The 12592-nt window shown below is 52.6% G+C and carries 6 protein-coding genes; 3 read left to right on the top strand and 3 right to left on the bottom strand.

All coding sequences use genetic code 11. The features are described from left to right. Positions 1 to 114: 114 nt before the first annotated feature. From K2G43_RS00055 to carB, 3 genes are all read left to right on the top strand, one after another. A complete protein-coding gene (locus K2G43_RS00055; RefSeq protein WP_300152507.1) occupies positions 115 to 1998 on the top strand; it encodes an amidophosphoribosyltransferase in 1884 nt (627 codons plus the stop codon). A gap of 258 nt (positions 1999 to 2256) precedes the next feature. Beyond that, positions 2257 to 3489, top strand: coding sequence for a glutamine-hydrolyzing carbamoyl-phosphate synthase small subunit (gene carA / locus K2G43_RS00050; RefSeq protein ID WP_300152506.1), 1233 nt, complete (start codon positions 2257 to 2259; stop codon positions 3487 to 3489). A gap of 15 nt (positions 3490 to 3504) precedes the next feature. After that, positions 3505 to 6738 carry a carbamoyl-phosphate synthase (glutamine-hydrolyzing) large subunit gene (carB, locus tag K2G43_RS00045; RefSeq protein ID WP_300152505.1) on the top strand — a complete coding sequence of 1078 codons (3234 nt, stop codon included), beginning with the start codon at positions 3505 to 3507 and terminating at the stop codon, positions 6736 to 6738. Between the two features lie 409 nt (positions 6739 to 7147). Here carB and K2G43_RS00040 read toward each other — a convergent pair whose 3' ends face one another. The 3 genes from K2G43_RS00040 to K2G43_RS00030 form a co-directional block, all read right to left on the bottom strand. Then, positions 7148 to 8515 (bottom strand): TolC family protein, encoded by a 1368-nt coding sequence (locus tag K2G43_RS00040; protein ID WP_300152504.1) that lies wholly within the window; start codon positions 8513 to 8515, stop codon positions 7148 to 7150. A gap of 114 nt (positions 8516 to 8629) precedes the next feature. Continuing rightward, positions 8630 to 11755, bottom strand: coding sequence for an efflux RND transporter permease subunit (locus K2G43_RS00035; protein WP_300152503.1), 3126 nt, complete (start codon positions 11753 to 11755; stop codon positions 8630 to 8632). A 142-nt stretch (positions 11756 to 11897) separates the two neighbouring features. After that, the coding region (locus K2G43_RS00030) for an efflux RND transporter periplasmic adaptor subunit (RefSeq protein ID WP_300152502.1) at positions 11898 to 12592 on the bottom strand (695 nt) is incomplete at its 5' end.

Below are 12592 nucleotides of genomic sequence, written 5' to 3'. Positions count from 1 at the left end.
AATAAATGCTGATAAAGTTGACTTTGTGTTATTTGTAATGTGTATCTTTGCGCCGCCAATTAGCATATTTGCCGATGGTACATTTGCCAATTAGCACATTAGCACATTTAATGTATGGAACAACTAAAACATGAATGCGGCGTTGCCATGATACGCCTGCTGAAACCGTTGGAGTACTATGAAGAAAAGTATGGTACTTGGATGTACGGACTGAACAAGCTCTATTTGTTGATGGAGAAGCAACACAACCGTGGACAGGAAGGCGCCGGACTTGCCTGCGTGAAACTGGAAGCCAATCCCGGCGAGGAGTATATGTTTCGTGAACGCGCCATCGGTTCGGGAGCCATTACCGAGATATTCGGGACGGTACACAATCATTTCAAAGAATTGACGAAAGAGCAGTTGCACGATGCCGATTATGCCAAACGTGTGTTGCCCTTTGCCAGCGAGGTCTATATGGGGCATTTGCGTTACTCCACCACCGGAAAGTCGGGAATCTCGTATGTGCATCCATTTCTTCGCAGAAACAACTGGCGGGTCAAGAACCTTGCCTTGTGCGGTAACTTCAACCTAACGAATGTGGATGAAATCTTTGCTCGCATCACCGCCATCGGGCAACATCCGCGTAAGTATGCCGATACTTATATCATGCTGGAGCAGGTGGGACACCGCCTCGACCGGGAAGTGGAGCGCCTCTTCAATCAGGCCGAGGCTGAAGGCCTGACCGGCATGGACATTACCCATTATATAGAGGAACAGATAGACCTTGCCAATGTGCTGCGTACATCGAGCAGGGAGTGGGACGGAGGATACGTGATGTGCGGGCTGACCGGAAGCGGAGAAAGCTTTGCCATACGCGACCCGTGGGGCATCCGTACCGCCTTCTGGTATCAGGACGATGAGATTGCAGTACTTGCCAGCGAGCGCCCGGTGATACAGACCGCACTGAATGTCCCCGCGGCGTCCATCAAGGAGTTGCAGCCCGGACAGGCATTGTTCATCAGCAAGTCGGGCAAGTTCCGCACGGTGCAAATCAACAAACCGCACGAGGTGCGACCCTGTTCGTTCGAACGTATCTACTTCAGCCGGGGAAGTGACGCGGATATCTACAAGGAGCGCAAGCAGTTAGGCAAGAAACTGGTGCCAAACATCTTGAAAGTCATCGGAAACGATGTTGACCACACTGTCTTTTCCTTTATTCCCAATACGGCGGAGGTGGCCTTCTACGGAATGTTGCAGGGACTGGATGAATACCTGAATGAAGAGAAGGTGAGGCAGATTGCCGCGTTGGGACACACGCCCGGACACAACGAGCTGGAGCGCATCCTCTCGCGCCGCATCCGTAGCGAGAAGGTTGCCATCAAGGATATCAAGCTGCGCACATTCATCGCCGAAGGCAACAGCCGCGATGATTTGGCCGCCCACGTCTATGACATCACTTACGGAAGCCTTGTGCCAGAAGTTGACAATCTGGTCATCATAGATGACAGCATTGTACGCGGAACCACCCTGCGGCAGAGCATCATCGGCATCCTCGACCGCCTCAGCCCGAAGCAGATCGTCATTGTCAGCTCCTCGCCGCAGGTGCGCTATCCCGATTATTACGGCATCGACATGTCGAAGATGAGCGAGTTCATCGCCTTCAAGGCAGCCATCGAACTGCTGAAGGAGCGGGAGATGCGGGATGTCATCGCCGCCGCCTACCGCAAGTCAAAAGAGCAGGCCGCTTTGCCTAAGGAGCAGATGGTGAACTATGTGAAGGACATTTACGCTCCCTTCACCGACGAGGAAATTTCCGCCAAGATGGTGGAACTGCTTACCCCGAAGGGGACGAAAGCCAAAGTCCGGATTGTCTATCAGCCTCTCGAAGGCTTGCGTGAAGCATGTCCCCATCATCCGGGCGACTGGTACTTCAGCGGCGACTATCCCACACCGGGTGGGGTGAAGTTGCTGAACAAGGCGTTCATCGACTATATCGAACAGGTGTATCAGTTCTAGCCTACAAGCACTCCTCTTCAGCCTCTCTCCCTTGCGGAGGTGTGCCAAAATGAAAAGAAACCGACATAATGATAGATTTTAGGCATGGATTTTACGGATTCATTAAGAATAAAACCGTGTAATTCCGTGCCTAAAAGAAAATGAGAAGCATGTTTTGACACATTTACATAAAGGTTAGGATGACAATAAAAGATGATAATAAGAGGCAATAATAAGGAGTAAGGATAATAAGTGACAATACAATCATATTATATCTATATGAATAAAGAATATAACAAAGTAAAAGTAACTTCTTCCTCCCTCCCTACGGGGGAGAGGGCGGGGGAGAGACTGGTGAGGCTCCTCCTCTCTGACGGCACCGTCTTCCACGGCCGCTCCTTTGGCTACGAGAAGCCCGTGGCGGGCGAAGTTGTCTTCAACACCGCCATGACAGGTTATCCCGAAAGCCTGACCGACCCTTCGTATGCGGGACAGCTGATGGTGCTCACCTATCCGTTGGCGGGCAATTACGGCGTGCCACTCTTTACCCTTGAGCAGAACGGACTCGCTACCTTTATGGAGAGCGAACACATCCATGCCGAAGCCATCATCGTGAGTGACTACTCTGAAAACTACAGCCATTGGAATGCCGTGGAGAGCTTGGGCGACTGGTTGAAGCGGGAACACATCCCCGGCATCACGGGCATCGATACCCGCGAACTGACCAAGGTGCTGCGCGAGCACGGCGTGATGACAGGGCGTATCGCCTTTGACGATTCAATTGACAATGAACAATTGGCAACGGACAATTATGGGGAGGTGAACTATGTGGACAGGGTCTCCTGTAAGGACATTATCGTCTATGCCAATGAAGAAGCCCGCCATTTCCCCGTCAGCACTCCTAAAGAGGAGTTGAACGCTGCCATCGCACAATTGTCAATTCTCAATTGTCCATTGAAAAAGAGGGTTCTTCTTCTGGATTGCGGCGTGAAGCACAACATTCTCCGCTGTTTGTTGCGTCGGGGCGTAGAGGTGATTCGCGTACCTTGGAACTACGACTTCAACGGACTGGAGTTCGACGGCCTCTTTCTCTCCAACGGTCCCGGCGATCCCGATACCTGCGATGTCGCCGTGCAGAATATCCGCAAGGCGATGGAGAACGAGAAGTTACCCATTTTCGGCATTTGCATGGGGAACCAGTTGCTTGCCAAGGCGGGAGGTGCCAGGATATACAAACTGAAGTACGGTCACCGCAGCCATAACCAGCCCGTGCGCATGGTTGGTACGGAACGCTGCTTCATCACCTCGCAAAATCATGGCTATGCCGTGGACGGCGATACGCTTTCTGCCGGCTGGGAACCGCTCTTTGTCAATATGAACGACGGCTCTAACGAAGGCATCCGCCACAAACGGAATCCATGGTTCTCGGCGCAGTTCCATCCCGAAGCCGCCTCGGGGCCGACAGATACGGAGTTCCTTTTCGACGAATTTTTGAAATTACTTGTCCCCTAAAAAACAGAAGAACAGATGAAAGAAAACAATATAAAGAAAGTCCTGCTGTTGGGTAGCGGCGCCCTGAAGATAGGCGAGGCGGGAGAGTTCGACTACTCCGGTTCGCAGGCGCTCAAGGCACTCAAGGAAGAGGGTATCTACACCGTGCTTATTAACCCCAACATCGCCACCGTGCAGACTTCGGAGGGCGTTGCCGACCAGATTTACTTTCTGCCTGTCACCCCCTATTTCGTGGAAAAAGTGATAGAGAAGGAGCGCCCCGACGGCATCATGCTCGCCTTCGGCGGACAGACGGCGCTGAACTGCGGCGTGTCGCTCTACAAGGACGGCATTTTTCAGAAGTATGATGTCCGCGTGCTGGGCACCCCCGTGCAGGCGATTATCGACACGGAAGACCGTGAGTTGTTTGTGCAGAAGTTGAACGAGATTGACGTGAAGACCATCAGAAGCGAGGCGGTGGAGAATGCCGAAGATGCCCGCCGTGCCGCCCGGGAGGTGGGCTATCCGGTCATCGTCCGTGCCGCATACGCGCTGGGCGGGCTTGGCTCCGGCTTCTGCGACAACGAAGAGGAACTGAACGTATTGGTAGAGAAGGCTTTTTCCTTCTCGCCGCAGGTGCTGGTGGAGAAGTCGTTGAAAGGCTGGAAAGAGGTGGAGTATGAAGTGGTACGCGACCGCTTCGACAACTGCATCACTGTCTGCAACATGGAGAACTTCGACCCTCTGGGCATCCACACAGGCGAGTCCATCGTCATCGCCCCTTCGCAGACATTGAGCAACAAGGACTATCACAAGCTGCGCGAACTCGCCATTCGCATCATCCGCCACGTGGGCATTGTGGGCGAGTGTAATGTGCAGTACGCCTACGACCCGCAGTCGGAAGACTACCGTGTCATCGAGGTGAATGCCCGCTTGAGCCGCTCCTCCGCACTCGCCTCTAAGGCGACAGGCTATCCGTTGGCATTCGTAGCGGCGAAGCTTGGACTTGGCTACGGGCTGTTCGACCTGAAGAATTCCGTTACCAAGACTACCAGTGCCTTCTTTGAACCCGCGCTTGACTACGTGGTCTGTAAAATTCCCCGCTGGGACCTCGGCAAGTTCCACGGTGTGGACAAGGAGCTGGGCTCCAGTATGAAGTCTGTGGGCGAGGTGATGGCTATCGGCCGCACCTTTGAAGAGGCGATACAGAAAGGCTTGCGTATGATAGGCCAGGGCATGCACGGCTTCGTGGAGAACAAGGAACTGGTTATCACCGATATTGATCGTGCCTTGTGCGAGCCTACCGACAAACGTATCTTTGTCATTTCCAAAGCCTTCCGTGCCGGCTATACCGTGGACCAGATACACGAACTGACGAAGATAGACCGATGGTTTCTGGAGAAGCTGATGAACATCATGAATACCAGCAAAGAACTGGAGCAATGGGGCAAGAGCCATAAGCAGATTGCCGAGTTTCCTGCCGGGTTGTTGCGCAAGGCGAAAGTACAGGGCTTCTCCGATTTCCAGATTGCCCGTGCCATCGGCTATGAGGGAGATATGGAAGAGGGCAGCCTTTATGTGCGTACCCATCGTAAAAACGTGGGAGTGCTTCCCGTAGTGAAGCAGATAGACACTCTCGCCGCCGAATATCCCGCACAGACCAACTATCTCTACCTGACCTATAACGGTACTGCTCACGATGTGCATTACCTGGGCGACAAGAAGAGCATCGTTGTCCTTGGTTCCGGTGCCTACCGTATCGGCTCCAGTGTGGAGTTCGACTGGTGCGGCGTGCAGGCGCTCAACACTATCCGTCGCGAGGGCTATCGCAGCGTGATGATAAATTACAATCCCGAAACCGTATCTACGGATTATGACATGTGCGACCGCCTCTACTTCGACGAGCTCACTTTTGAGCGCGTGATGGATATCCTTGAATTGGAGAATCCTCACGGTGTCATCGTCTCCACCGGTGGTCAGATACCCAATAACCTCGCCATGCGTCTCGACGCTCAACAGGTTCCTATCCTTGGTACCAGTGCCCGTAGCATCGACAATGCCGAAGACCGCGACAAGTTCTCTGCCATGCTGGACCGCATCGGCGTGGATCAGCCCGAATGGAGTGCCTTGACTTCGATGGAGGACATTAATGCCTTTGTTGATAAGGTCGGTTTTCCGGTGTTGGTGCGTCCCTCCTATGTGCTTTCCGGTGCGGCGATGAACGTCTGCTCCAACCGCGAGGAGCTGGAACGTTTTCTGCAGTTGGCGGCAAATGTCAGCCAGAAGCATCCGGTAGTTGTGAGTCAGTTTATCGAGCACGCCAAAGAAGTAGAGATGGATGCTGTAGCGCAGAATGGTGAAATCATCGCCTACGCCATCAGTGAGCATATCGAGTTTGCCGGCGTGCATTCGGGTGACGCCACCATCCAGTTCCCGCCGCAGAAGCTCTATGTGGAGACTGTTCGCCGCATCAAGCGCATCAGTCGTGAGATTGCCCGTGAGCTGAATATTTCTGGTCCGTTCAATATCCAGTACCTTGCCCGAGAGAACGACATCAAGGTCATCGAGTGCAACCTCCGTGCCAGCCGTTCGTTCCCCTTCGTCAGCAAGGTGCTGAAGATAAACCTCATCGAACTTGCCACAAAGGTGATGCTCGGCATTCCTGTGCAGAAGCCCGACAAGAACCTTTTCGACCTGGACTATGTGGGCATCAAGGCGAGTCAGTTCTCCTTCAACCGCCTGCAAAAGGCCGACCCGGTATTGGGAGTGGACATGGCCAGTACGGGCGAAGTGGGTTGCATCGGCAGCGATACGTCTTGTGCCATCTTGAAGGCGATGCTTTCTGTCGGTTACCGCATTCCGGAGAAGAGTGTCCTGCTCTCCACCGGTACTCCGAAACAGAAGGTCGATATGCTGTCTGCCGCCCGCATGCTCCGACAGAAGGGCTATAAGCTGTATGCCACCGGCGGTTCCAGCAAGTTCCTGACGGAGAATGGCGTGGAGAACACGCGCGTCTATTGGCCCAGTGAGGAAGGGAAGCAGCCGCAAGCCCTCGACATGCTCCATCGCAAGGAGATAGATATGGTGGTGAACATTCCGAAGAATCTCACCGCTGGCGAGCTGGATAACGGCTACAAGATACGTCGTGCCGCCATCGACCTCAACATCCCGCTGATTACGAATGCCCGTCTGGCAAGCGCCTTCATCAATGCTTTCTGCACGATGACGCCGGAAGATTTGGCGATTAAGTCGTGGGCGGAGTATAAATGATGAATACTGAATAGAGTAGGGGGGGGAAATGAAAGTAGGAGGAAAACTTTCATTTTCCCCCTACTTTTGTTGATTGCAATTGCTTAGTGTTGTGCAATCTTTGTTTTATTGTGAAGTTGTATCACTCCCCATATTCCTGCATAGGCAGCGATGATGCCTACTACTGATAAAAATACGATGAATTCCATATCATTTTGCATTGTGTAGCTCTTTTCTGTCTTGATAAGTAAAATAAGCATACCCGACAATTGCGATAACGGAAACCAATATTGAAATAATAATAGCACCCATTTTATTCTCCTTTCTTTTTATTTTCCCGGACAAGAAGTAATAGCCATTTACCTAATTCTTTTTTCATTGCGCAAATATAATGTATTGCTTTGAATAATCCGTCGTTCCGCTTCTGTTTTTACAACTTTTCATACAGCGTCCCCGCCGCCTTCCGGTAAGCAATGTAGCTCAGGTAGAGTTGGAAGTGGGCGTCCACTTTCTGTTCATACGCCTGTTGCCACAGAGCTTGGGCTTCCAAGTGGTCGGAGAGGCTTTCCAGGCCCACTTCGTACTGGCTTCGGCTGACGCGCATGTTTTCTTCCGCTTGTTGCAGCGAGCGTTCGGCAAGTTCGTTTTCCAGGCGGGCTTCATCTAAGTTGTTGGCGGCTTGCGTCAGTTCCAGGGTCATCTGCTCGTTCAGGTTCTGCTGCTCCAGCCGGGTCTGTTCCAGTTTGGCTTTGGCGGCACGCACCTTGTTGCTTCGCTCGCCGAAGTGGAAGAGGGGGATGCTGACGTTCAGCAGGACGGAGAAGCTGCCTTCGTCAAACAGTTTCTGGTCGTTCAGCTTCAGTCCGTTCATGTAGTCGTAGGAGCCTCGGATGCCTACCTGCGGCAGCAATTCGCTGCGGTTCAGCTTCACCTGCTGGCGGGCGATTGCCACCTGTTTGTTCAGGATGTCATACTCAGGCCGGGCGGTGATGTCTGAGGTTTGTATGGGGAGGCTCTGTCCCACTTCGGGCAGTTCTTCCGATAGGCGCAGTTCCGTGTCCAGCGGTTTGCCGATGTAGTGGCAGAGGTTCATTGTGGCGAGGCGCAGGGCATTTTCCGCTTTGCGTATGTTCAGTTCGCCTTCGTTCAGTTTTACCTGCACCTTCAGTACGTCGTTCTTCGGCTTCAGTCCGTGTCGGTGGGCACTCTCTACGTTCTTCATCAGTTCGGCAAGCAGGGCGTTGTATTTCTCCGCTACTGCTTTCATCTCTTGCGCCTTTACCACCAGGGCGTATGCTTGGTCGGTCTTCAGAATCACTTCTGTGGCGGTCAGTGTTTCGTTCATCTGCGCCATCTCCTTGCCCAAGGTCGCCATTCGGTAGGCGGCACGTATCTTTCCGCCCATGTAGAGGGGCTGTTCTACCTGCACGCCGCCCATATAGACAGTCCCCACTTTGTATTTCAGGTTCAGGCCTGGGAAGTAGGCGAAACCGCCGTTGGGCACGAATTGCCCGTCAGGCGTGGAGGTGAAGGTGGGCAGGTTGCCGCCGGGGATGTTCAGGCTGCCGTTCATGGTAGTGTAGAGTCCTGTTCCGACGGCGGTGAAGTTGGGAAAGAAGTTTCCCCAATAGCTCTTTGCTGTGTAGCGGGCACTTTCGGTCTGTTTGGTTGCCGCTGCCATCTCTTTGTTGTATTTCAGTGCCATTTCCCTGCATTGTGCGATGCTCAGCGTCTCTTGGGCAGAGAGGGAGAGGGCGGACAGCATCAGGGAGGCGAATAGAATCGTTTGCTTTTTCATACTTATCTGTTTTTTATGGAGTTATCGGGAGTTATTCGGAAGTTATCGGGAGTTAAAGGCCGATAGTCTTGTTTGTGGGAGTATTGGCTTCTAACTCCCGATAACTTCTTCTTTTTATTTCATTTTGATTTTAAAGAACAACGCATACAGCACCGGAATGAACAGCAGCGTTATCAGTGTGCCGAAGGTCAATCCGCCCATGATAGAGGCAGCCAACGACCCGAACATGGCATCGGGCAACAACGGTATCATACCGAGGATGGTGGTTAGTGCTGCCATTGTCACGGGGCGAAGACGGCTCTGTGCGCTGTCTATCAGCGCCGTGATAGGCTCTACTCCCTGACTGAGTTGCAGGGTGATTTCGTCCATCAGCACGATGCCGTTCTTGATGAGCATGCCTATCAGCCCCAATGTGCCTACAATCGCTACGAAGTTGAACGTCTTTCCGGTGAGCAGCATCACCGCTACCACGCCGACAATCACCATCGGGATGCAGCAGAAGATGATGGCAGGCTTGCGGTAATCCTTGAACAGCATAATCAGGATGGCTATCATGAGGATGATGGCAAGCGGGAAGTTCTTGAACAAATACTTCATGGACTGGTCGCTGGCACTCTTCTCGCCTTGCCAGTGCAGGCTGTAGCCATCGGGCAGTTCTATTTGTTCAATCTTTTGGGCAATTGCCTGACGTGCCTTTTCTGTTTCAACGCCCGGCACCGGAGAGCATTGTACACGCTGGCTGCGCTGACCGTTGTAGCGCGGCACTACGGGGTCTTCCCAACGGACATCGATGCTCTTGCTGATTTGTCTCAGCGGGGTACTGCCCATCAAGCTTTCCACCAGTTCCTCTTTGGAGAGCGTTCCGGTTTTCAGCTTTATCATCATCTCCTCACTCAACATCCCGTTCAATGACGGCAACGTAGAGAACACCTGTGTATTGGAGAGGTCTTCTACCGGATTCCCTTCTTCATTGAGGCATTTCAGATAGATGTTGTCTTTATGAATGCCTTCGTAGAAGGAACCGATGGGAATGCCTCCGTTGACGGAGAGCAAGGACATGCTGACGTCGTTGCGGCTCAATCCCAAGGCACGGGCCGCAGCCTGGTCGTATTCGATGGAGAGCATCGGAATCTGCGGTTCCCAATCTGTGGTGATGAGGCATACTTCCGGCGTGGTTTCCATGATGTGGCGGGCACTGTCTGCCAACCGGTGCAACACGGCAGGATCGGGACCCGTGAACTGCGCTTCGATGGGATACTTCTTGAACATCAGGTTATAACGCTTCAGTTTGACGTATGCATCGGGATAGTTCCGGGTCAGGTGGTTTTGTATCTCGTCCATATTCTTCACCAGTTCGCCGGGAGAGGTGAAGTCTATAATCAATTCGCCGTAGGCAAGGGAGGGGTTGGCGATGCTGCGTACCAGGTTGTAGCGTCCCGGCGTGCCGCCTATGGAGGTGGTGATGTGGGTCACTTCCTTGCGGGTTTTCAGATACGCTTCAATCTCCTTCAGGTCACGTGCCACGCGGGTGGTGTTGTTTCCTTCGGGCAATTTATATTCCATATAGAGTTGGTCATAGACCATGTCGGGGAAGAATCCCTGGCGCATATAGCCATAGCCGATGCCGGAGAGTCCCAGCAGCGCGACCATAACCAGTACGAAGCCCCAACGGTGAGTCAGGCCAAACTGCAAGGCAGTGCGCAACCAGGCGTAAACACGTCCGTTGTATGTACGTTTGCCAGTGGAGTTGACATCCACCTGAGGATGCAACTTCCGGTTTGCCATCAGCGGGACGTGAACCAATGCCAGCACCCAGCTTAGCATCAGCGAAACTGCCAATACAATGAAGAGGTCGCGTGTATAGACTCCGGCGGTGTCGGGCGACATGAAGATGGGCAGGAAGGCGATGATGGCTATCAGTGTGGCTCCCAACAGCGGCATGGCGGTCTGCCGTCCGATGGCGGTCATCGCTTCCATGCGGGGCTTGCCCGCTTTCAGGTCCACCAGTATGCCGTCGATGATGACAATGGCGTTATCCACCAGCATACCCATGGCGAGGACGAATGCACCTAAAGAGACGCGTTGCATGGTTCCTCCCGCCGTGTAGAGGAAGAGGAACGAACCGAATACGGTAATTACCAGGCTGACACCGATAATGAAACCGCTCTTGAATCCCATGGCAATCATCAGGATGATGACAACGATGGCTACGGATTCTATCAGGTTGATGACGAAGGTGCTTAGCGAGGCGCCTACCCGTTCGGGTTGGTAGAATACTTTGTGGCATTCCACGCCTGCGGGAAGCCGGTTTTCTTTGAGTTGTTCCAGTTTCTTTTCCACTTCGGCGCCCACTTTTACGATGTCCGAACCGCTGGCGGCGGCGATGAGGATGCCTTGCGCCCGTTCGCTGTCGAAGAAGAGTTCGTTGCGGGTAGGCTCTTCGTAACCCTTTTCTATCCGGGCGATGTCGCGCATGCGCAGTTGGTCGTCATCGTGCCCTTGTATCAGCATGTTGCCGATGTCCTCCACGGTCTTGAACTTATCGCTCACGGTTACGCGGATGCGCTGGTCGCCATTGTCGTAATAACCACTATACGTGGTCTTGTTCTGTCCGTTCAGGGTGGCAAGCACTTCGGCGGGCTTCACGCCTAAGTTTGCCATACGGTCTTGCAGCAGCGAGATGTTGATGCACTCCGAACGTTTGCCGTAGAGTTCCACCCGGTCCACGCCTTCCATGTCGCTGATCTCCCGTTTGATGAGTTCGGCATAGTCGGACAGTTCCCGGTCATTCAATCCGTCGCCTGTCAGGGCATAGAACATGCCATAGACGTTTCCGAAGTCATCTTTGATGATGGGGGTGCTGGCACCTTCGGGCAACGAAGCTTGGGCATCGTTCACCTTGCGGCGCAGCATATCCCAACATTGTTCCACCTCCTCGTCCTGAGTGGTGGTGGTCAGTTCCACTTGAATCAGCGAAAGGTCGTTGTAGGAGTAGCTCTCTACATTGTCAATATGTCCCATGCTTCGGATGCTTTTTTCCAGCACATCCGTTACTTCCAGTTCCACCTGATGCGCCGAAGCTCCCGGATAGACCGTTACTACCATGGCAAGTTTTACTTTTATTTCGGGGTCTTCCAACTTGCTCATCTGGTAACTGGAAAGGGCACCTCCCAACAGCAGCACGGCTATCAGAAAGTATATCAAGTTACGGTTTTGGAATGCCCATTTACTTATATCCATCTTCTTAAATTGAAAATTAAAAATTAGAAATTAAAAAATGAAAGCGTTTGTAAATTGAGAATTAAAAAATAGGGAGTGAGTAAATTTTTCAGACGCGGATGACGCAGATTTATTTTTTAATTCTCAATTTTCAATTCTCAATTTACAAAAGTCCTCCGACATTGGTTGCGGTAGCTGCGGGAAGTGGTTTCACAGTCTCGCCCTCTTCGATGTGGTGCACACCCGATGACACGATCAGTGCGCCCGGTTTCAGCTTGTCGCACTGAATGAGGCTGTGGCCGTTGCTCAGCGGGCGGATGACAGCGACTTCTACGCTGTTTACCTTGTTGTCCGACGGATGATAGACAAACACCCGTGCTTTTCCCTCTTTTTGCAGGATGGCACCGCTCGGTACGGAGAGTTGTTGCATACCCTCCTCGTTGCTGTTGCAGTAGATGGTGACCATCGTGTTCATGCCCGGAGAGGGCAGAGGCTGTTTGTCGGTAACCAACTGCATGCGCATGGCGTAAAGTTGGTTGGCGTTTGCTTTGGGAGTGATGCTTATCAATTTCAGCGAATAAACCTCTCCCGGATATACGTCGAACGTGCAATGAAAGTTGGCGAACTGTTCGCGTCGGATATATTCTGCTGCCGGAAGGTTGATTTCCACCTCAGGTACTCCGCCGCCAATCATGGAGAGTACCGGCATCCCTGCGCCCACCGTTTCATGCGCTTCAAAGAGCCGTTTTTGTATAAAACCGCTGAAAGGGGCATAGAGGCGTGTATATCCCAGCTGGTCTTTGTGGTGCTGGTTTTTGGATGTATCATATAAACATCTACGAACAAAAGATACAAATG

Origin of the sequence: Bacteroides sp. (assembly GCF_029057325.1) — a bacterium.
Lineage (GTDB): Bacteria > Bacteroidota > Bacteroidia > Bacteroidales > Bacteroidaceae > Bacteroides.
This window is presented reverse-complemented; position numbering and strand designations above follow the sequence as displayed.